The sequence below is a fragment of the Christensenella massiliensis genome (assembly GCF_040409835.1).
Classification (GTDB): domain Bacteria; phylum Bacillota; class Clostridia; order Christensenellales; family Christensenellaceae; genus Christensenella; species Christensenella massiliensis.
Map to the genome: position 1 here is coordinate 2,416,827 of NZ_CP117826.1, position 21,273 is coordinate 2,438,099.

25 protein-coding genes are annotated in these 21,273 nt (G+C 51.0%); 20 read left to right on the top strand and 5 right to left on the bottom strand.

Going from position 1 to position 21,273, the window contains the following annotated elements:
* Position 1 precedes the first annotated feature (1 nt).
* The 15 genes from PUP29_RS11840 to PUP29_RS11910 all read left to right on the top strand — a co-directional run bounded on the left by PUP29_RS11840 (position 2) and on the right by PUP29_RS11910 (position 13,035).
* Positions 2-1,729 carry a CocE/NonD family hydrolase gene (locus PUP29_RS11840; RefSeq protein ID WP_353423433.1) on the top strand — a complete coding sequence of 576 codons (1,728 nt, stop codon included), beginning with the start codon at positions 2-4 and terminating at the stop codon, positions 1,727-1,729.
* A 9-nt stretch (positions 1,730-1,738) separates the two neighbouring features.
* On the top strand, positions 1,739-2,392 hold the full coding sequence (locus PUP29_RS11845) for a nuclear transport factor 2 family protein (RefSeq protein ID WP_079545559.1): 654 nt from the start codon (positions 1,739-1,741) through the stop codon (positions 2,390-2,392).
* Between the two features lie 37 nt (positions 2,393-2,429).
* The gene (locus tag PUP29_RS11850) at positions 2,430-2,846 is read left to right on the top strand and encodes a C-glycoside deglycosidase beta subunit domain-containing protein (protein ID WP_079545557.1); all 417 of its coding nucleotides are present in this window, start codon (positions 2,430-2,432) and stop codon (positions 2,844-2,846) included.
* A 15-nt stretch (positions 2,847-2,861) separates the two neighbouring features.
* Positions 2,862-3,830 carry a sugar phosphate isomerase/epimerase family protein gene (locus PUP29_RS11855; RefSeq protein WP_079545555.1) on the top strand — a complete coding sequence of 323 codons (969 nt, stop codon included), beginning with the start codon at positions 2,862-2,864 and terminating at the stop codon, positions 3,828-3,830.
* A gap of 14 nt (positions 3,831-3,844) precedes the next feature.
* Positions 3,845-4,333 (top strand): VOC family protein, encoded by a 489-nt coding sequence (locus tag PUP29_RS11860; protein ID WP_079545553.1) that lies wholly within the window; start codon positions 3,845-3,847, stop codon positions 4,331-4,333.
* A gap of 131 nt (positions 4,334-4,464) precedes the next feature.
* Positions 4,465-5,814, top strand: a complete 1,350-nt coding sequence (locus PUP29_RS11865) for an MATE family efflux transporter (RefSeq protein ID WP_353423435.1) — start codon at positions 4,465-4,467, stop codon at positions 5,812-5,814.
* A 14-nt stretch (positions 5,815-5,828) separates the two neighbouring features.
* Entirely contained in the window at positions 5,829-6,176 is a 348-nt protein-coding gene (locus PUP29_RS11870; protein WP_079545549.1) for a cupin domain-containing protein, read from the top strand.
* 13 nt (positions 6,177-6,189) lie between these two features.
* Positions 6,190-7,125 carry a 3-hydroxyacyl-CoA dehydrogenase family protein gene (locus tag PUP29_RS11875; protein ID WP_079545547.1) on the top strand — a complete coding sequence of 312 codons (936 nt, stop codon included), beginning with the start codon at positions 6,190-6,192 and terminating at the stop codon, positions 7,123-7,125.
* A gap of 3 nt (positions 7,126-7,128) precedes the next feature.
* Complete coding sequence (locus PUP29_RS11880) at positions 7,129-8,064, top strand: cyclase family protein (RefSeq protein WP_079545545.1); 936 nt, start codon at positions 7,129-7,131, stop codon at positions 8,062-8,064.
* 57 nt (positions 8,065-8,121) lie between these two features.
* A complete protein-coding gene (locus PUP29_RS11885) occupies positions 8,122-8,982 on the top strand; it encodes a 3-keto-5-aminohexanoate cleavage protein (RefSeq protein WP_079545543.1) in 861 nt (286 codons plus the stop codon).
* 22 nt (positions 8,983-9,004) lie between these two features.
* Positions 9,005-9,661 (top strand): CoA transferase subunit A, encoded by a 657-nt coding sequence (locus tag PUP29_RS11890; RefSeq protein ID WP_079545541.1) that lies wholly within the window; start codon positions 9,005-9,007, stop codon positions 9,659-9,661.
* Between the two features lie 3 nt (positions 9,662-9,664).
* Positions 9,665-10,357: a 3-oxoacid CoA-transferase subunit B gene (locus PUP29_RS11895; protein WP_353423436.1), complete on the top strand. Its 693-nt coding sequence runs from the start codon at positions 9,665-9,667 to the stop codon at positions 10,355-10,357.
* 48 nt (positions 10,358-10,405) lie between these two features.
* Positions 10,406-11,587, top strand: coding sequence for an acetyl-CoA C-acetyltransferase (locus PUP29_RS11900; protein WP_079545538.1), 1,182 nt, complete (start codon positions 10,406-10,408; stop codon positions 11,585-11,587).
* Between the two features lie 14 nt (positions 11,588-11,601).
* Positions 11,602-12,381, top strand: a complete 780-nt coding sequence (locus PUP29_RS11905; protein ID WP_079545536.1) for an SDR family NAD(P)-dependent oxidoreductase — start codon at positions 11,602-11,604, stop codon at positions 12,379-12,381.
* A gap of 441 nt (positions 12,382-12,822) precedes the next feature.
* A complete protein-coding gene (locus tag PUP29_RS11910) occupies positions 12,823-13,035 on the top strand; it encodes a cold-shock protein (protein ID WP_079545531.1) in 213 nt (70 codons plus the stop codon).
* Between the two features lie 57 nt (positions 13,036-13,092).
* Here PUP29_RS11910 and trxA read toward each other — a convergent pair whose 3' ends face one another.
* From trxA to PUP29_RS11935, 5 genes are all read right to left on the bottom strand, one after another.
* Entirely contained in the window at positions 13,093-13,410 is a 318-nt protein-coding gene (gene trxA, locus PUP29_RS11915) for a thioredoxin (RefSeq protein ID WP_079545529.1), read from the bottom strand.
* Between the two features lie 83 nt (positions 13,411-13,493).
* A complete protein-coding gene (locus PUP29_RS11920) occupies positions 13,494-14,426 on the bottom strand; it encodes a GtrA family protein (protein ID WP_079545527.1) in 933 nt (310 codons plus the stop codon).
* Positions 14,427-14,525: 99 nt separating this feature from the next.
* Positions 14,526-16,784: a glycosyltransferase family 2 protein gene (locus PUP29_RS11925; protein ID WP_079545525.1), complete on the bottom strand. Its 2,259-nt coding sequence runs from the start codon at positions 16,782-16,784 to the stop codon at positions 14,526-14,528.
* 96 nt (positions 16,785-16,880) lie between these two features.
* Positions 16,881-17,090 carry a hypothetical protein gene (locus PUP29_RS11930; protein WP_079545523.1) on the bottom strand — a complete coding sequence of 70 codons (210 nt, stop codon included), beginning with the start codon at positions 17,088-17,090 and terminating at the stop codon, positions 16,881-16,883.
* Positions 17,087-17,368 carry a hypothetical protein gene (locus PUP29_RS11935; RefSeq protein ID WP_353423437.1) on the bottom strand — a complete coding sequence of 94 codons (282 nt, stop codon included), beginning with the start codon at positions 17,366-17,368 and terminating at the stop codon, positions 17,087-17,089. The genes PUP29_RS11930 and PUP29_RS11935 overlap by 4 nt, the downstream gene beginning before the upstream one ends.
* A gap of 156 nt (positions 17,369-17,524) precedes the next feature.
* Between PUP29_RS11935 and PUP29_RS11940 the strand changes: the two genes are divergently transcribed.
* From PUP29_RS11940 to PUP29_RS11960, 5 genes are read left to right on the top strand one after another with little or no spacing between them, the layout of a single operon-like run.
* Entirely contained in the window at positions 17,525-17,743 is a 219-nt protein-coding gene (locus PUP29_RS11940; RefSeq protein ID WP_079545519.1) for a hypothetical protein, read from the top strand.
* Positions 17,744-17,745: 2 nt separating this feature from the next.
* Positions 17,746-17,976 carry a hypothetical protein gene (locus tag PUP29_RS11945; protein WP_079545517.1) on the top strand — a complete coding sequence of 77 codons (231 nt, stop codon included), beginning with the start codon at positions 17,746-17,748 and terminating at the stop codon, positions 17,974-17,976.
* A 12-nt stretch (positions 17,977-17,988) separates the two neighbouring features.
* Positions 17,989-19,062, top strand: a complete 1,074-nt coding sequence (locus PUP29_RS11950) for a SpoIIE family protein phosphatase (RefSeq protein ID WP_353424080.1) — start codon at positions 17,989-17,991, stop codon at positions 19,060-19,062.
* Positions 19,063-19,093: 31 nt separating this feature from the next.
* Positions 19,094-19,951 carry a diadenylate cyclase CdaA gene (cdaA, locus tag PUP29_RS11955; RefSeq protein WP_353423438.1) on the top strand — a complete coding sequence of 286 codons (858 nt, stop codon included), beginning with the start codon at positions 19,094-19,096 and terminating at the stop codon, positions 19,949-19,951.
* Positions 19,948-21,201 (top strand): CdaR family protein, encoded by a 1,254-nt coding sequence (locus tag PUP29_RS11960; RefSeq protein ID WP_079545514.1) that lies wholly within the window; start codon positions 19,948-19,950, stop codon positions 21,199-21,201. Before cdaA ends, PUP29_RS11960 begins: the two co-directional genes overlap by 4 nt.
* Positions 21,202-21,273 lie beyond the last annotated feature (72 nt).

Here is a 21,273-nt window from a genome sequence, read left to right on the forward strand (position 1 = left end):
AATGCTGGAAGACAGAGAAAGAAAACTGGTACCAAGAACCTATGAGGGCGAACGGTTTGATGTTGTATTCATAAAGCAGCTTCCGTTGGAGGGCTCGGATTACCCGGGCTTCCGTCAGGAGGTAAGAGTGCTGAAGAAAGGCTCGGTGAACGGCGAGAACGCAAAACCGCTTGATTGCGATATTGTTTTTGAGCGGGACGTACCCGTGAAGCTGCGGGATGGCGTCACGATCTACACCGATATTTTCCGGCCGGATACACAGGAAAAAATACCGGCGATCATTGCATGGACGCCATACGGCAAGCATTTTCACATCCACGATTTTCCCGGTGGTATCCCGCGGGAGACCGTCTCCAACCTGCAAAAGCAGGAATGTCCGGATCCGGGCTTCTGGTGTGCCCATGGCTATGCCGTAGTACAGCCGGATACACGCGGTGCATGGAACAGCGAGGGAGATACGGTCCAATGGGGAGAAGAAGAGGGGAAAGACGCCTATGATCTCATCGAGTGGGCCGCAGGTCAGGAATGGTGCAGCGGAAAGATCGGCATGAACGGCAATTCATGGGGCGCGGTCGGCCAGTGGTGGGCGGCTGCGCAAAATCCTCCGCACCTCGCGGCGATCGCCCCGTGGGAAGGGCTTGCGGACATGTACGGCGAAGTGCTGTGCCGCGGAGGAGTACCGGATATGGGGTTCCAAAAATTATGTGCCAGCCTGATGACAGGGCGCGGCTACGCGGAAAGCGCTTCCGATATGCTTGAAAAATATCCGCAGGCCTCCCATCCCTATTGGAAAAGCAAGCGGGTCCCCGCGGAAAAAATCACGGTTCCGGCCTATATCGTCGCCAGCTATGTCAGCACGCTGCATACGCACGGTACGTTCGACGTATACCGGAGGATCAATTGCGAAGAAAAATGGCTGCGCGTACACAATACGCACGAATGGCCGGACCTTTATGAATATCAGGAAGACCTGAAAAGATTTTTCGACTGTTATCTGAAAGGGATAGAAAATGACTGGAAACAAACGCCGCAGGTCAGACTGTCCGTTCTGGACAGAGAAGGAACCGACGTCGTGAACAGGCCGGAGCAGGATTGGCCGCTTCCGGATACACAGTACCTCAGGCTATTCCTTGATGCGGACAGCAGTGCACTGACACCGCAGCCACCGAAGCAGAGAGGAAACGTGACCTATCGTACAGATGACCATGCCGGCAAGGCAGTGTTCTCCATGCCGGCCCAAATGGATATGGAATTCACCGGCTATTTTGCGGCACATCTGTATGTCAGCACGGACGTTGCGGACGATACAGACCTGTTCGTTTATGTGGTCAAGCAGGACAAAACGGGGCGGTTGCTTCCGCCAATCGTAAAGGGCGCGCCGTTCAGCGGAGAAAAAGGGACGGAGCTGTTCGTTCCGAACGGCAGGTTGCGGGCATCCAGCCGCGGGCTTGATGAAATGCGGTCCACAGAAGCGGAGCCGGTATTATTGCATGCGAAATGCGAGAAGCTCGAGCCGGGCAAAATATACCGGGTCGATATCCCGCTGTGGCCGATCGGCATGAAAGTACGGCAGGGGCAGGCCTTGGCGCTTATTATCAGCGGATATAATCTGAATCCGGAGGAATGGCCGCAGCTTCCGCCGCTACCTACGATAAACAAGGGAAAGCTAACGATACATACGGGCGGAGAATATTGCTCTTATCTTACGGCGCCGTATGTAGAACGGTAAATATAAGCGATGGAACGATTGGAACAAACAATAAAAAAGCTATGGATCATACAGGAGTGCCGCAATCAAATGGCACGCTATGAATATCTGCATTCTGCAAAAAAACATGCGGAGACCTACGAGCTGTTTGCGCTTTCAAGGAACGACTGCTGGATCGAAAATTATGATCTTGGTTTTTTCTACGGACCGGAAAGCGTCAGACGCTTCTTTGTAGAGTTTCATGAGAATATGGACGGGGAAGATATACGGGGCTCCTTTTGCGAGCACAGCCTGACGACGGAGGTCATCGTAGTGGCGGACGACCTTAGGACTGCCAAGGCATGTTGGATGTCACCCGGCTGCGAGACGCGCAGGGAGCCCGGAACAGGGAAACTGACCTCCTATTGGGTATGGGTAAAATACGCGGTAGATTTTATCGAAGAAAACGGAACGTGGAAGTTTTGGCACTTCACGATTTTTTCGGATTTTTGCAGCGATTATTATACATCATGGGTAGATATGGAATATACTACTCCGGCAACGCCGGATATGCTCGCACCGGACAGTAAGCCGGCCATGGCTTTAGCCTATACGAACCAAACAGAGCCGCAGCTTTGGCCGGTTCCTCCCATACCATATAAAACATACGATGGCAATACAATGACGCCGCGCAAAGAGAAATAAACGGCGCGCGCCAGAAACAAATAAGAGAGGTGTAATTATGGATTTTACAGCATTTAATGAACGAATGGTATGCGAAGACAAAATCAAGCGCTATGAAGCGGAAGGGATACCGCTCGGATATGAATTCAAGATGAGATATCCAACCTACCGCGGAGCTTATGTATGCAATGTAGAGGAGCTGAACGTCACCGTAGACGGCCGCAGGATCGCCCCGCAGGATATGCGGTTTGGTGTAAACGGGAAATGGTTTCTGATGAGTCAGATACCGGAACTCAATACGGAATATTGGTTTACGGGAAGTAAAGCCACTATGCGTATTCTGGACGAAAAGGGAATTTCGGACGGCAGACATACGGTCAAGGTGGAGATGAAGCATAAGATCCCTTACACGGGATATTTTGGAAACTATCTGGTAGTGGACAGCGATTGCGAAAAGACGCTGGACGTAGAGTGAGGGGAGGCAATGAAAATGGAAAACGGGAAATTGAAATTCGGTATATCGCTCTATAGTTTTTCAGATTCCTTTTATACGAGAGAACTGGACATCGAGGGCTGTATCCGCCGCGCGAAGGAGCTTGGATATACGGGGGTTACGTTAGTCGCCGCGCAAAGCGCGAGGGAATATCCGTTCATTTCCGATGAATGGCTGTATCGTCTGCGCGACATCATGGAAAAATATGAAATGGAGCCCGTTTGCTGGGAGGGCTATCTCGACATTGGAATGCGGAGCGACAGAGACATGAATCAGGAGGAGTTAGCGGAGTATACCCGGAACGATATCGTTTACGCAAAAAAAGCAGGCTTCCCGATGATGAAAACACAGCACTCCATCACGCCGCAGAATTTTGAAGCGATGCTGCCGTTCTGCGAAAAAATGGATATAAAGCTGAACATTGAAATGCACTATCCCCACCACCCTCACGTGCCGGTATGGCTGGAGTATTTCAAAATCATGGAGAAGTCGGGCGGCTATCTCGGTGCGTGCCCGGACCTCAGCATTTTCCAGAAATATCCGCATCAGCTGCACATCGATCAGGCGGTGGAAGCCGGATTTCGGGAAGATAAATTAGAGGCAGTCCTTAGCATGATTCGGAACAAAAAGCCGATGGAAGAAGCAGAAGCGCTTGGGCTGAATGACGTAGAGAAAAGGTTTACAGACGAGTTTTATCATAAATTTTCCAATCCGTCGGATATCAAAGAGCTTGCGCCCCTGCTGAAATATGCGCAAATGCTCCATGGAAAGTTTTACTATCTGGGAGAAGACGAATATGATCCGTGCATTCCCTATGAAGAGATCATGCCAATCCTGAAAACGGAACAATATGGCGGATACCTCATAGCGGAATACGAGGGGCATCATTTCAGTATCCGGGAAAATGAATCTCAGCAGCTTGAACGCTATAGTAAAATGACGAAGAAGCTGTATGAAAATGCGTAGGGGAAGAAACGACTATGAGCAATTTGAAAGGATTATTTCACGTTTCGCTGCATGTGAGCAACGCGCGGGAATCGATTGAATTTTATCAAAAGCTCGGACTAGAATATATGTTCGAGCTGAAAGAGGGCGGAGAAGAAGCCGAACCATGGGTGATCTATATGAAGATCGCGCACGGGCAGTATCTCGAATTGCAGCCCGTCCATGCAAGAACGCCGGAAGGGATCCCGGACAATGAAGGCACTGTGCATTACGATAAAAATCAGACGGCATGGCACTTTGCTCTTGAAACGGAAGACATCGGTGTATTGATCCGCAGCCTTGCAGAGCAGGGGATCGAGGTATTCACAGGTCCCGACCGTACAAAGCGTGTGACAGGCCTTGAAGATGCGATTTGGGGCGGAGACGGGTGCAGGATCGCATGGATCGTCGATCCTGACGGCACACCGATCGAGCTGATGGAACAGGTCGGACAGACAATGCAGAGAAAATACGACACGGAGTAACAAAAAGTAAGACTCCAAAACCTTAAACGCTAAACGCTCTTTAAACGGATCGGTAACAGACGCCAAATAAAACGGGCATGCTGTACGTCAGTCTGCTTCGTGTTGCTGAAAACAAAACGGGAGATGGGAAAGTGAGCATCTTAGTAAAGGACAGAAAATTTTACCGAACGCTGTTTCCACTGATCGCGGTGATCGCGCTACAGAATGTGATCACGTTCGTGGTGGCGCTCGCAGACAACGTGATGCTCGGAATGTATAGTGAGACGGCGCTGTCGGGAGCGGCGCTGGTCAACCAGATCCAGTTTTTGCTCCAGATGGTGGTTGGGGGCATCGGCGAAGGTATGCTCGTGATGACGTCGCGGTTTTGGGGGGCGAAGGATATCACGTCCATCAAAAAAACAACGGCGGTCGGGCTGTTGCTTGGCATCATAACCGCGGCGGGCATGTGGGCGGCCGTGTTTTTTCTGCCGCGCGAGGTGCTTTCGCTGTTCACCTTCGAGCAAACGGTCATTGGTGAAGGAACGCAGTATATGCAGATCGTATGCTTCTCCTATGTGTTTTTTGCAGTCAACAGCATCCTGTTAGCATCCCTGCGGAGTGTGGAGACGGTGAAGATCGGCTTTATCGTGTCGGTCATCTCCCTCGGCGTCAATATCTTCCTGAACTATATGCTGATTTTTGGGAATTTCGGAGCGCCGGAGCTGGGGGCGCGGGGTGCGGCAATCGCCACACTGGCTGCACGGATCGTGGAGGTGGGGGCGACATGCCTGTATGTGTTCCGTATCGATCAAAAAATCAGGCTGAAAATGCGGGAACTACTGCGCATCAGCGGAACGATTTTTCGGCAGTATATCAAGGTAGGAACACCGGTCATCGTATCGGGTGCCATGTGGGGCGTAGCAATGGCGATTCAGGCAGCGATCCTCGGACACATGGGGCAGACGGTGATCGCAGCGAACAGCATCGCGGCAGCGGTGTTTGAGGTGGTCACAGTGGTGGCGTACGCGTCGGCAAGCGCGGCAGCGGTAGTGATTGCAAAAACGCTGGGCGAGGACAGAAAAGAGATGGTAAAGCCGTACACGCGGACCTTGCAAATGATTTTCCTTATGATCGGCGCGGCTACGGGGATCATCCTGTTCTTTCTGAAAGACATGATTGTTGGGCTTTACTCCATAACTCCCGAAACAAAACAGCTCGCGCTTGAATTTATGACGATTCTCTCCGTCACGGTAGTGGGAACGGCCTACCAGATGCCTGCGCTGACGGGGATCGTACGCGGCGGAGGCGATACGAAGTTCGTGATGATCAACGACCTGATTTTCATGTGGGGCATCGTTCTGCCGATATCGGCCTTTGCAGCGTTTGTATGGAGCTGGTCGCCTGTGTTGGTGTTCATCTGCCTGAAGTCCGACCAGATATTGAAATGTTTTGTGGCGGTCGCGAAGGTCAACCGCTACCGCTGGATAAAGCAACTCAGTTAAGAAAGGAAAAAGCGATGAAAAAAATAAGTTTGGAAGAATTAAAAGCCTACGAAGCGCCGGGGCATTATGGCATGACGGCGATGCGTGTCCACGGAAAGGACGAGACGGGCGCACAGAAGTTCTGGGTGGGTCTCTCGACCTTCCTGCCGGGCGGCGGGGCAGAGTATGCCTATGAAGACAATCCGCTCGAAAAAGTATATTACGTGCTGGAGGGAGAGATGACCGTGCGTGATAAGCAAGGAAAGGAATATGTGATCCGTAAGGATGAGGCGATCGCATTCGCACCCAACGAAGGGCGTTGCCTTTCCAATGAAAGCAACCTGCCCGCCAGAATGCTGGTCATCATCAATTATCCGGACTGACGGAGAAAATATAGTGGATAAGATAAAAAAGGTCGCCGTGGTGGGTGCGGGATTGATGGGATGCTCTATCGCGCAGGTCTTTGCAGCGGCGGGAAAAACAGTTACGCTATACGATACCAATATCGGTATAGATCCTATTGGGAAAGTAGAAGCCAATATCGATATCATGATCGGCAAATGCGCAGCCGATGAGGAATATAAAAAGTACGTTCTTGAGCATATTGGCTTCTGCTCCCACCTCCAAAAGGCAGTGGAAGAGGCGGAGCTGGTCGTAGAATGTGTGTTTGAGGATATGCAGATCAAACGTGGGGTGTTCGCCGAGCTCGAGGCATTGTGCGGGACGGAAACGGTTTTCGCGACCAACACATCGGTGATGAGCCCGACAGAGATAGCGGAGGATCTGAAACACAAGGGGCGGTTCATCGGTATGCATTTTTGGAACCCGGCCCACCTTATGCCTCTTGTAGAACTGGTCAAAACGAAAGAGACACGGCAGGATATTGCCGAACTGTGCGCAAGGGAGCTGCGGCAGGCGGGGAAAAAGCCGGTAGTGTGCGAAAAAGATGTTCCCGGCTTTATAGCGAACCGTTTGCAGCATGCCCTGTGGCGGGAAGCGGTCTCTCTCGTGGAGCACGGGATCGCAGACGCGCAGACGGTGGATATGGCTTTGAAATATGGGCCGGGCCTGCGCCTGCCACGGATAGCGCCGCTGGAAAATGCAGATATGGTCGGCCTCGACCTGACGCTCAGTATACATCGCTATGTTCTGAAATATTTGGAGGATTCTCATGAACCTTCTCCTTTATTGGAAGAACTTGTAAACGAGGGAAGACTTGGCTTCAAGTCCGGCGGACATGGCTTTTATGATTTATCCGAAAGGGAAATGCTGGATAGGACAGTAGGACTGAACGAATATCTTATAGATCAGATCAATAAGGAAAAGGAGTAAAAAATGGGAAAGAAAATATTTGTAGACCTTACACACCCGTTTGGCGCTGAAATACCGCGCTGGCCATATTTTGATAAGCCGCTGATCGACAGCAAGCATACGATGGCAAAGGGGGGCGTCCTGACGCAGTCTATCTGCTGTACGATGCACACAGGGACCCACTGCGACGCGCCGCGTCATGTGATGGAACGCGAATTCGACGGACGGCGGGCGCGTTATACACATGAAATGCCAGTGGATGCCTATACGGGCGAGGCGGTATGCCTCGAGATCAGGATCGGACGCTGGGGGCTTATCGGTCCGGAACACCTTGAAGACGCCTGTGAACGGGCGGGCATCAGGCCGGAAGAGCTCGAAGGCATGGTCGTCTGCCTGAATACGGGAATGCACCGCCGGTTTGACGATTCCAAGGAATATTACCATTATTCCTGCGGAACGGGCGTGGAAGCGGGGAAGTGGTTCGTAGAACATAAGGTGAAATGCGTCGCGATGGATATGCAGGCGCTCGACCACCCGCTTCATACAGCAATGGGAAACAACGGAATGACGCGTATGAATCTGATAGGAGCGTCCGGAAAGCCGATCACTGAAGAATATATTGAACAATTCGGAGAAGAGGCTTATGCCGAATTCGACAAAGAATTATATATCAAGCTGCACGGCAAAGAGGCATACGATGAGAAATTCGGCGAGCTTGAGGCCATTGGATGCTGGGGAACGTGGGAGCCCTGCCACAAGCAGATGCTTGGGCATGGGATCGTAGGCGTGGAAAACCTTGGAGGGGACCTCGATAAGGTTTCGGGGAAACGGTTCCGTTTTTATTGCTTCCCGATCCGCTGGTATATGGGCGACGGTTCAATGGCGCGCTGCGTAGCGGAGATCGACGAGGAGGAACTGAACGACGTGCCGGAAAGGACCTATCCCTACGGTGTATTCTAAATAGCGCGGGACCGTACCTTTGGGAGGTATGGTCCCTTTTCAGAAAAGGAGAGGACAATGGAAGGATTGAAAAACAAACGCATCATCACGGTTGCAACAACAGGAGCGTGGCCAACGAAGGAAAACACGCCGAACGTGCCCCTTGAGCCTGAGGAAATTGCGGAAGAAATTTATCATTGCTGGAAAGAGGGCGCAGCTGTGGCGCATATCCACTGCAGGGACGATCAGGGACGCGCTGCGATGGAATTTGAAAAATTTGAGAAAACGGTCTCTCTTATCCGTGCTCACAAGGACTGCGATATCATATTGAACATCACAACGAGCGGCGGCGTAAATCTGAAAGAGGAAGACCGTTTGCGGCCTTTTTATGAATTGAGACCGGAAATGGCGTCCTTTGACTGCGGTACGATGAACTGGCAGCACACGACGGTCTTTGAAAATAATCCGAAATTCTTGGAAAAGCTGGCGGGCATGATGCGCGAAGCGGAAGTCAAGCCGGAGATTGAAGTATTTGATCCGGGTATGATATACAACGCAGGTTATTTCCTGAAAAAAGAGATTCTTGAAAAACCGCTGCATTTTCAGTTCTGCATGGGCGTTGCAGGCGGGATCGCCGCGACTACCAAAAATCTGGTGTTCATGAAAGATACGATGGAGACAGTCGCACCGGGAAGTACGTGGAGCGCTTTCGGCGTAGGCGCGGGAGCAATGGAGATCATGTATGCCGCGATCGCGCTGGGCGGCAATATCCGGGTGGGAATGGAGGATAATGTTCTATATAAAAAGGGCGTCGCTGCCGAAAGCAACATGCAGTTTGTTGCGCGTGCGGTGCGCGTCCTGCGGGAATATAACTGCGAACCGGCCACGCCGGACGAGGCGCGCCGGATACTTGGTCTGCCTGCAAAAGAACCCTCCTAAGTGGAAATGAGGAAGTACTGAAATGGAAAAAATCACGACGGCGGAAAACGCCGTAAAAAAGATCAAAAACGGGGACACCCTTCTGGTCGGAGGCTTTCTTCAGGCAGGGAGTCCGGAGACGTTGATCCGCGCAGTTCTTGAAGCAAGCAGCGCCGATATGCTTACTGTCGTCTCGAATGATACGGGGACGGCGGAAACGAACATGATCCGGCTGATGGAGACAGGACGCGTAACAAGCGTCGTGGCGTCCTATATTGGGGCGAATCCACTGACAGGGAAAATGATGATAGACGCTCCGGGAAGCGTAACGCTGTTTCCGCAGGGAACGCTGGCGGAGAAGCTGCGTGCGGCCGGGGCCGGACTGGCAGGGTTCTATACGCCGGTGGGCGTGGGTACCGTTGTGGAGGAAGGAAAGGATAAGCGGGAGTTCGACGGCAGAGAATATCTGCTCGAGACGGCGCTCCGCGGCGATGTGGCCCTAATCCGCGCAACGAAAGCGGACCGGTTCGGGAACTGCTTTATGCGCGGATCAACTAAAAATTTTGGCGCAGTAATGGCGCCGGCAGCCGATTATGTGGTTGTGGAGGCGGAAGAGATCGTAGAGGTAGGAGAGATCGATCCGGAGCTGGTCACAGTACCGGGGATATTCGTCGACGCGCTCGTGCAGGCGGAGGATTAAACGATGGATAAAAAAAATTTTATTGCGAAGCGCGTTGCGCAGGAGCTGAAAGACGGCGATGTTGTCAATCTGGGGATTGGACTGCCTACCATGGTGGCGGATCATGTACCGGATGGCGTTCAAGTCGTTCTGCAGGCGGAGCTTGGAATACTCGGGACCGGCCCTGCAGCGGAAAAAGGAAAAGAAGACAAGGATATCGTCAATGCCGGGGGCAGCTGCATTACGGTTTTGCCCGGCGCGGTATTTGTGGACAGCGCCGCATCTTTCGCAATCATCCGGGGTGGGCATGTTGACGTGACAGTGCTGGGCGCGCTGCAGGTAGACGAAAAGGGAAATCTTGCGAACTGGATGGTGCCGGGGAAAAAGGTGCCGGGAATGGGCGGCGCGATGGATCTTGTCGTGGGCGCAAAGCGTGTGATCGTGGCAATGGAGCACACGGCGAAAGGCAACCATAAAATACTCAGAGAATGTACGTTCCCGCTGACGGCAGCTGGCGTTGTGGACAGGATCATAACCGATATGGCAGTGATCGACGTGACGCCGGATGGGCTTTTGCTGCGCGAGATCGCGGAAGGATATATGGTAAATGATGTGCAGGAGGCAACGGGCGCGCCCCTGATCCTGCCGGAGGAGATCGGTGTGATGAAAACAAATGAGTGTTTTCAGGGCGGCCTGCCAAAAGTATGGAAAGGATAACAGATCGGCGGCATCGCTGCCGAACAGACGACAGGAGGGATGTTTAAAATGAAAAAGGAGATCGTGCTGGCAGGAGCCGTGCGCACGGCGATCGGAAAGTTCGGCGGTATGCTCGCGGGTGTACCGGCGAGCGAAATGGGAGCGGTCGTAATCAAAGAAGCGCTTAGGCGTGCGGGGGTCCCGCCCATGCAGGTGGACGAGGTGCTGATGGGCTGTGTGCTGCAGGCTGGCCTCGGACAGAATGCTGCGCGCCAGTCCGCGATGCTCGCCGGGCTTCCTGAGCATGTGCCGGCAATGACGCTGAACAATGTTTGCGGCTCCGGCCTGAAAGCCGTGAATACGGCGGCTGCCCTGATCGCCGCAGGGGAAGCGGATATCATAGTTGCGGGCGGAACGGAGAATATGTCCGCTGCGCCTTATGCGCTGATGGATGCCCGTTTCGGGTACAGGATGAACAATGGAGAACTGGTGGATACGATGATAAAGGATGCGCTGTCAGACGCATTCCATCAATACCACATGGGGCTCACGGCGGAAAATATAGCGGAGCGCTACGGGATCTCGCGTGAGACGCAGGATGCCTTTGCAGCCTCGAGCCAGCAAAAATGTGAAGAGGCACGGAAAGCTGGAAAATTTGCAGAAGAGATCGTTCCGGTCGAGATCAAAAGGCGGAAAGAGACGCTCCTGTTCGACACAGACGAATTCCCGCGGGATGGAGTGACGGCAGAGGGGCTTGCCAAGCTGCGCCCGGCATTCAAAAAGGACGGGACCGTTACGGCGGCTAATGCCTCCGGTATCAATGATGGCGCGGCGGCCGTTGTTGTGATGAGTAAAGAGAAAGCAGATGAATTAAGTGTAAAACCCATGGCACGCATTTTGGCATCTGCATCTGCGGGTGTAGATCCTGCAGTCATGGGGATAGGTCCGGTGAAAAGCACAAAGAAAGCATTGAAAAAAGCAGAGCTGGAGATACGCGACATCGGCCTGATCGAGGCGAACGAGGCGTTTGCCGCGCAATCGATCGCAGTCGGGATGCTGCTTGGATGGGATGCAGCGCGGGTCAACGTAAATGGAGGTGCCATTGCGCTTGGCCACCCGGTGGGCGCATCCGGCTGCCGTATTTTAGTCACTCTCCTGCATGAGATGATAAGACGCGATGTGAAATATGGTTTGGCGACGCTGTGCGTAGGCGGCGGAATGGGCGTTTCAACAATCGTAGAAAAAATATAAAAGGAGGAGAAAAAATGGAAAAACAATTTATAGAAACAATGTTTGATATTCAGGGCAAAGTCGCGCTTGTGACGGGAGCGACCGGTAATCTCGGAAAAGCAGTGGCTGAGGGCTATGGGCTCGCGGGCGCAAAGGTCATGCTGACAGGACGCTCGGAAAAGAAGTTGGAGCCTTTGCGCAAAGAGCTTGCTGAAAAAGGGATCGAATGCGCTTATGCGGCAGGTGATCCGGCAGTGGAAGAAGACGTCGTACGCGTAGTGGAAGAGACCGTCCGCGAATTTGGTGGGATCGATATCCTTGTTACAGCGGCGGGAATGAACGCTCCCAAACCGATCCTTTCCCAAACGCGTGAGGAATGGGAACAGATCATGGATGCCAATGTGCTTGGAACATGGCTCTTCTGCAAATATACTGGAAAAGTGATGGCAGATCAGGGCAGAGGAGGAAAAGTGATCCTTGTATCCTCCACACGCGGAAAACTGGGAATGAAGAATTATACGGCGTATAGCCCGTCGAAAGCGGCTATCGACCTGATGACAAAATCTCTTGCGTGTGAATGGGGAGAATATGGCATCAACGTAAATGCGATCGGCCCAACAGTATTCCGTTCGGAGCTTACACAATGGATGTTTGACGACGATACGGCACGCACGAAATTCCTCACGCGTATCCCGATCGGACGGCTGGGGGAACCGGAAGATTTTGTCGGGATATGTATCTTCCTTGCGAGCGCGGCAAGTGATTTTATTACTGGAACGACCGTTTATGTGGACGGCGGTTATCTTGCGGGATAAACCGGATATAGTCAAAAATCCATATTGGAGGAGAAATACCGCCTCGTTAATATTGTTGATCGGGCGGTATTTCTCAAAATACGGTCAGCGAAGTAAAGAAGGCGGCCCGATAGAAGATCATATTTTTTATAATACAAAGCTATGCTATGAAACGCACCGCGGCCTTGTGAAAATATCCGACACTACGGTATCGGCTGTATCAAATAAAAAAGATCGTGGAACAGGACGATCGAATGCTTGACAAAACGGTATCTTCCGTGCTATATTCATATCAGCAATTCGGATGTATTAATGATTTCACATATTTTGCAAGTCATTTATTACGGTAGATGCTTTGCAAAATATGTGTTTTTTGTTTCATGGCCGGGTTGTAGTCCGATATGCCTCCGGCATATTGTGATTGCCCGTACGTGGGTTATTATTATTAGGAGGTACTGGTTGATGAACAGCGGTACGGTAAAATGGTTCAATGCAGAAAAAGGATTTGGCTTTATCTCGGACGACAATGGCGGCGATGATGTATTCGTACATTTTTCGGCGATTCAGATTGACGGATATAAAACCCTTTCCGAAGGTCAGAAAGTAACGTATGACACCGAACAGGATACACGCGATTCGAGCAAGATCCGTGCGGTCAACGTTTGCCCCGTATAAGAAAGCATGAATCAAAAAAACACTCCCGAATGGGAGTGTTTTTCTTTTGAAAAAATTTTAGGCGTTTTCGATAAAATCGATGATTTCATCCTTTGATTTTGCCCCTACAAATTTGGACATTTTAGCGCCGCCGTCAAACAGATATACCGTCGGGATAGACATCACGCCGTACTGCTGAGCGAGGCCCTGCGCTTCATCTACATTGACTTTAACGATCTTGACACGGTCTCCAAGAGCGGCTGCTACTTCTTCCAGAATCGGACCGAGCATTTGGCAGGGGCCGCACCAGTCGGCGTAAAAATCTACCAGTACAATACCTTTTTCCTGAAGAACTTCCGCATCAAATTGTGCTTCACTGATATGCTTGATACTCATTTTGTTTCACTCCTCGTTTGATTTCTGTTCTATTATTAAACAATATCGGAAATGACGAAACATCTAAATCATGATATTTCAAATCATTTCAGCAATCCTTTACTCTCCTTGAACACCCAGTCCCGCTGAATAGTGAAGCTTGCAAGAAAGATCACAAGGTCGACAATGATCTTGAGAATCGTGTTGACCGCATCTCCGCCGCCAAGCAGGGAACCGATGCCCCATACGAGCAGCCATGATGCAATGAGCTGTCCGACGGCAAGAATAATAAATCGGACAACGGTCCCGGCCGACTTTGCCCCTGAATTGAATACGGCGCCGCGATTCAGAAGATAGGTCGCGACGGAACAAAGAATACGGGATAACACCGTTGCAGTCAGGATCTTGAACTCATCGTCCAGCCCGGAAAACAGTTTTTGGAACAGATAAAAAGTGCCGATATCCACAAGATAGGCAATAAAGGCAGCGATACTGAATTTAATGAAAACCTGATAGAGCTTCGTTGTGGAAAGGAGAACACTCCAGCCCGGCGTTTCCTCTTGAACGGTCTCTGCCGGTACGGTCTCTACAGCAATACCCTTTGAACGGGCCTGAAGAGGAATATTCTGAAACAAAGAAGCATCCTTCGGCTTCTTGAGGGCGGCGAGAGCCTCGAGGACCTCGCGGGGCACGCCGTAAAGAGATGTCGTGATATCCTTTGTTTCGATCCCGGACAGAAACCCATAAACCGTTTGCGGAAGAGCTTTCTTGTCCGGCATTCTGCGTTCCCCTGCATAAACTTTTTCCGGATCGGCAAGCAAAAAGCCGGCTACCTGCAAAATGTCCTGCGCACTGAAATGATCTGCCGCAGCTACAGTTATAAAACAAGAAGCAGAGGTTTCTTTTAATATGCGGCGCAGGCTTTCGTAGTATCCGGAGCCGGACAGGGCATGAATGCGCATACCGGTATCTTCTAATTCGTTCGTCAGTTTTTCGTCCTGCCCGAACAGCAGGAGCTCACAGTTTTGATAGTCCATAATGATATCATTTTAACATTGAACATGCGTTCATGCAATGCGAAAAGTATAAAACCGCACGGACGGACCTTTGTATGGCCCGGCCGCGCAGATGGGAAATCAAAAAATCGGATATTTTCTTTTAGCGGGATTGACGGAATAATCCTCGGCGCGGTCGGTAAGATTGGGATTATAATACGGATCGTAGGGATATTTTTTATCCCACTTAGCGAGCCATTTTTTTTGTTCGCCCTCAAAGCGTTTACATTTTTCAGGCGTATCTTCGTAGCCGCGGGTCAATGACTCATAGTGATAAAGCTCGGCAAATGGCGTCCATAAAATGCGGTAACCCTTATCGCGTATTTTTAGGGAAAGGTCAACGTCATTGAAAGCGACAACGAATTGCTCGTCGAATCCGCCTACCTCCCGGAACACCTCGGCCCGCATCATAGCGCATGCGGCGGTCACACCGGAGACATTATGGGGAAGGATCATACGGGCAAACGAACCGACATCGTAACGGCTCAAATGCTTATGGGAATGACCGGCTACCGGGCCGATCTTCAAAACGATCCCTCCATGCTGGATCAAATCATTTGGATAATATAATTTTGCGCCCACTTCGCCGATCTCAGGACGCATAGCGTGCATTGCCATCTGTTCGAGCCAGTCGGGAGATATGACAGACATATCGTTGTTCAAAAAGAGCAAAAGCTCTCCTTTAGCCTGCTCTGCGGCAAAATTATTCAGAGAAGAGTAGTTGAACGGATGCTGCCATTCGAGTATGCGGATACGCGGATCGCGCTTCAATCTTTCGTAATAAGAGAAAATTTCGCTGCCGGTACTGTTGTTCTCGACAATGAGGATCTCGAAATTATCATAGGTAGACTGCGAAAGAATGGAATCGATGCAGCGCTTCAGCGTCTTTTTTTCATCCTTATTCGGGATGATGATGGAAATAAGCGGGTGAGGCTGCGGGATATCGTAGCTGGTGATATAGTAGTTGTCGAGCTTATTGTTGGCGACGTGTGCGTTTGTGATGCCTTTGCGCAGAAAAGAAGCCTCGAGAGCCCTGCGTCCTGCTTCCACCGTATAGCTTTTGGCTCCGGAATCAAGCGCCGTAGATTCGGAGGACACACGCCAATGATACAGAATATCCGGGATATGTCCGATTTTCTTCGCTTTTTCCGTCAGGCGGAGGAACAGGTCGTAATCCTGCGCGCCGTTGAATTCGGCGCGGAAATATCCTACCGTGTCGAGCAGCGCTTTGCGAATGACGACAAAATGTGTGATATAATTGAACGCATTCAGCATATCTGGAGAAAAATCAGGTTTGAAGAAGGGAGCGAAGCGCTGTTCGCCGTTCTCCGTTATTTTATCCTCATCGGAATAAATAAATTCATAATCGCGGTCCTGATTGAGCATAGCGACGTTGGAATACAGCGCCTGAGGCATCAGAGTGTCGTCGTGATCGAGGAGAGCGATATATTCGCCGGTAGCCATTTTGATCGCTTCATTGGAATTGCCGGAGATCCCCTTGTTTTCGGGAAGCCGCTGATAAATAATGCGGGGGTCGTTATAAGAAGAAACGATCGCGCCGAGCTGCTCCGTGGCCGTGCTTCCGTCCGCAAGGCACAGCTCCCAGTTGGCATAAGTCTGCTGTACAACAGAATCGAGCATTTGCCGCAGGAATTTCTCGGGCGTATTATAGAGCGGCACCAAGATGCTGATTTTGGGCATATAGGGAAAGCTATGCGTGCGCTGCTGTGCAAGCTCCTCTGCTGAAGGGTCGTTATTTTTGATCCAGTGAAGATATGTGGCGTCATGATTCATATAGATCTTGCATGCGACGCAGCCGCCGCCTTCGACTTCAAAGCCGGGCCGGGTCTTGCGGCGATTGACCAGCACGCCGCAGCCGGGCGTATCTGATGCAAAGGTGAAATAGCAGGGAACCTGCAGCACATCGATGACCGGCAGAAAATAAAAGGAAGTAAAATCATTATGAGCGACCTGATCGGCAGCAGTTTTAAGAAGAACGGTTCCGTCTGCTGAAGAAACAGTCAGTGTAAGCTTTCCTTTTCCGGACGGATCGTGTGTGAGGATATCGATACGCCAGAAATTTTGAAAACGGGGACGCGTCATGAAAGTTACGCGGGATTCTGCGTGGAAGCCTTTTGGATGCTGGGGGTCTTTCAGAAAAGATTCGTTGATGATGATATCCCGATTCTGAGAAGCGGCCGAATCGCCATAGATCATCTTTTCGCGTACTTTATAAAGAAAATGGGCGAAGCCGTAATCTCTGATAATAGCGAACGCCCGTTTCCATTTCTGATTTTTCAGCCGCTTTGTAACGCTGCGAAGATTAGAAAGCTTTGACATGAGATACCTCCGGATATTAAAAACTAAATTATTTTATTACGAAGACAAGCGGAGCCGATCCGGCGGCAGTCTAATGCCGAAGCATTTTGGAACAGCTTACATCAGCGCGCCATATACGACCTTATACAGCAGGATCATTCCGCCGATAAACGCAAAGGTTCCGAACAGAGCGATCCAAAAAGAACGCGGAACCCTTTTTTGTTCTTCTTTTTTGACCTCTTCACAGTCTTCAAGCTGCGCCTTACAGTTTGGACAGAACTCAGCAGAATCTTCGAATTTTGTATGGCAAAGAGGGCATATTTTCATGGCTTGCTCCTATCTTTACGCCTGCCGCTTCTGCTTTTGGTACGCCGCTGCTCGCGGCGGTAAAAGAAAAGAAGAATGCCGAACAGGACAGATAATCCTGCGATTGCAAGAACGCAGGAAAGAATACTGTTTGACAAAAAAATACTGCTCGCGACGAAACAGGCGTAGGAAAGGGCGCTCAATTTTGTGAGGCCGCGCCGCGCGAGTTCGACGAGGAGCAATACGACGCCTGCAAAAAAAGCAGCCGTGCCGATCGTTTGAAACATCCACATTGTCATATCCATTATTCATACCTTGAGGTTATTATACCATGTATCGGCATAGATGAGAAAGCATAGACATAAAAAATTTACGGAAATTTTGTTAACAAAGAATACGGTTTATGTTACTATTATAGTAAGAAAAATGTCGGGAAACAGGCGGCAAAGGACAAAATGGACGTAATTGACCATACGCTGTCTTTTGCACAGCGTGAAGACAGGCCCGTGATCGTTGTATATCAGGGAAAAAAGGGGCTCACGCAGCGCAGAGTTTATGTGCGCGGGATATCGGAAGATAAGGTGACGGTATATTGTACGCAAAAGCGGGGCATCCGTGTTTTTGCGAGAAACGGGATATTGGCTGCGATGCTGGCGGAAGAGCAGGAGCGCTGAAAATGAAAGAAAAAGAGGACAATAAGAAAAGCGAGATGCTGCGCGAGCTGGACGATAAAATGCGCGAGTTTGCCAAAGAGCGCGAAAAGCTGAACCAGATGAGTTCTGAAAGGATCGCATTGGGCAGGCCGCTGACCGACGGAGAGCTTCTGAAGCAGAATGAGACGTGCGGTGAAATTGGCATTACGATCACGCGTCTGCAGGCGCTTTTGGATGAATATGAAGGAGACTGATTTTTGAACCGCGTGACATACAGCACAGAATACATTACGTCGATCATCAATGCCATGAGCGACATGGTGCGTGTGATCGGCAGGGACGGAAAGGTCCTGATGACAAATAGTGCTTTTGACGAGCGCTTCGGATATGAAGAAGGGATGGAATGCTACGCTCCGTTTCATCAGGATGCGAGGTGCGAGCGGTGTTTATCGCGGGAAGTGATCCTGACAGGAGAGACGCAGAGGCTGACGCGTAAGCTTTCCGGCAGAGTATATTCGGTGACGGTCTCGCCGCTGAAAGACGAGGGAGATAAAACGCTCGCCGCTGTTGAGGTGTTCCGGGATATCACGCTCGATTATAATATCAAGCAGAATCTGCTTATGCAGAATGCTAAAATGCAAAAAGACCTGCAGCTGGCACGAAAGCTGCAGGAGGCCCTTGTAAAGGGGGCGCTTCCTAAGGTGGGAGGCGGATATGAGCTTTCTGCAGGATTTTTTCCATGCGAAGCCGTAGGCGGAGATATTTATGACTGTACGGTCTATGGCGATAAGCTGGTCATGTATGTCGCTGATGTTTCGGGGCACGGCGTGATGCCCGCTATGCTGGCGGTATTTTTTTCGCGCGTAGTCCGGGCAGCCTGCTTGATGGGAAATTTTCTGCCGTCCGAGATATTGGGCTATGCGGAAAAAGAATATTTAGACCTGAATCTTTCAGATTCTATCTATATCACGGCCTTTATGACGGTGGTGGACCTGAAGACGAACCGGGCGGCATATTCGAACGCGGGCTTTTCCGTTATGCCGGTCATTTGTCATGAGGAACGGTTTGAGGAATTATATATGCCCTCTCATCCGCTTTGCGATTGGTTTGGCGGGGAAAAATTTGAAGACGGCTTTTTTGAGTTTGAAAAAGGGATGCGGATGCTGATCTATACGGATGGCGTGGATCATATCCACAGTGACCCTAAGGTGAAGGACAGGCTGTTTGAGCTGCTCGGGAAAGAGCCGTTCAGCAGCAGACGCTTTATCAGCGAAGTGAGGGAAGAACTGCACAGCAAGCCGGAGGACGACCTTACGATGCTGCTTTGCATGAGAGGATAGGAAAAACGAGGATCATTAACAGGGGGGAGCTTTGGTAGACTTCTGGGGACCGCTTAGAAACAGCCTGATGGCGTTCAACTGGCTTGACGTGGTTGACATCATTATCGTAGCGCTTATACTATATTGGCTGATCAAGCTTTTGGCCAAAACGCGGGCGATCCGCGTGTTGATAGGCCTCGGCGTGATTTTGATTTTAGCACGCATATTTGTAGCGATGGGGCTGCAAACCGCGACATGGCTCATGAATGCGATCATCCCGGCAGGCGCAGTCGTTATTGTGATCCTATTCCAGCCGGAGATCCGGCGGGCGCTTGAAACGCTTGGCCGGGGAAAAATATTCAGCTTTGCAAGCAAGGCGCAGGTGCAGATACAAAATGCGGAGCGGATCATAGAGGAGATCTCCCGCGCTGTGCTCAGCATGTCGAAACAAAAAGTGGGAGCGATCCTTGTTTTTGAACGCAAAACAGGTCTTGCGGACGTATTGGATTCCGGGACCATGCTGGATGCGGAAATATCGAGCGAATTGATCGAAAATATCTTTTATCCGAACACGCCGCTGCATGACGGCGCAATGATCCTGCGGGACGACCGCATCGTCGGCGCAGGCTGCTTCCTTCCGCTTTCAGACAACAAGCAAGTGGCACAGGAGCTTGGAACGAGGCATCGCGCTTCCCTTGGTATTTCAGAAGTTTCGGATGCGTATGTGATCGTCGTCTCTGAGGAAAAGGGAATCATTTCATTTGCCTATGACGGCGTCTTAAAACGTTATATCGATGCAAAGGCGCTGAAGGATATCCTTTCCGAGCTGTATATGCCGCAGCGAGAGCAGAAAAACGATGGAAAGTTCGTATCTTTCCGGTTCAAGCGCAAGGTGGGTGACGACAAATGAGCAAGATCGCCGCAATCATAAAACGTCTGTTCGTACAGAACTGGAAAATGAAGCTGGTCGCGCTTGTTTTTGCCTTTATTCTCTGGAGCTTTGTCATCGCAGAAGAGAACCCGACCCGTACAAAAATATTTCAGGATATCCCCGTCACCTATACAGCGGCGGACGAGCTGCGCCAAAAGGGCCTTACCTCTTCCACCCCGCTGACGGAGATTTTAAATTCAGTGACGGTCACGGCAGAGGCTCCGGCGGATGCGCTCGACTATTGGAACGAAAACATGCTGGAGGTCTCGGTAGACCTTTCGCAGATCAATGAAGCAGGAGAATATGTGCTTCGGGTAGAAGGGGCGACGACACTGACACAAGGACATATCGTGAGCGTGGAGCCCTCTACGATCACGGTAAATATAGAAGAGATCGTTACCCGCACTGTTCCGGTGGATATCCAGCTGATCAACCAGCAGGAGGGCTTTTATTACGGAGAGCCGATTCTGGAGACGGAGACAGTCGATGTGACGGGAGCGCGTTCTAACGTAGAAAAGGTAGCGCGGGCGGTATGCACCATTAATGCAGAGGATATGATGGAGCCGACCACGGCAAGCTATACGGTAAGCTTTGTAGACAGCGACGGCGAGGAGATACGCTCTAATCTCTTTACGGGGAGCACGTCGGTCATCGCCGAGGTACCGGTTTATCCGGAAAAGGAAGTCGGCATCGATTTGACTGCGGTCAGCAATACGACGACCGGACTGGCGGAGGGATATGAGATCACCGGCGTTACGGTGGAACCGCAGACCGTCTATATTGCGGGAGCGCTTGAAAATATCGAAACGATCGAATCGGTCACGCTCGAAGCGATCGATTTGGATGGCGCTGCGGGAGATACGGTTGTAGAAGCAAGCGTCAGACTGCCGGACGGCGTAGTGGCGGCTGAGCCCTCCGTGGTGCAGGTGCGGTTTGCGATAACGCAGCCGGAGCTGAGCAGGACCTATTCGGGGGTCGAAATAGCGGCGAGAAATCTGGAAGACGACAGCCTTGAAGTTTCCATTTCGCCGTCGGCGGCGGATATCACGGTTTTTGGAACGCAGGCAGCGCTCGATGATTTTTCCGCTTTGCGCCTAAGACCGTTTGTAGATCTCGCAGGACTTGGACGCGGAATCCATCGGAACGTTCCGGTGAAATTTGAAAATGAGCCGGATCTAGGCGTGCGGCCGGTGGCTTCGTCGCCGAGCGTTACGGTGACGGTAAGCTGAACGGAAAGACAAACGCTGAAAAGATGAAAAAGATGCGAGGGCACCTGCAAGGGTGCCTTTGCTGACCGGAGG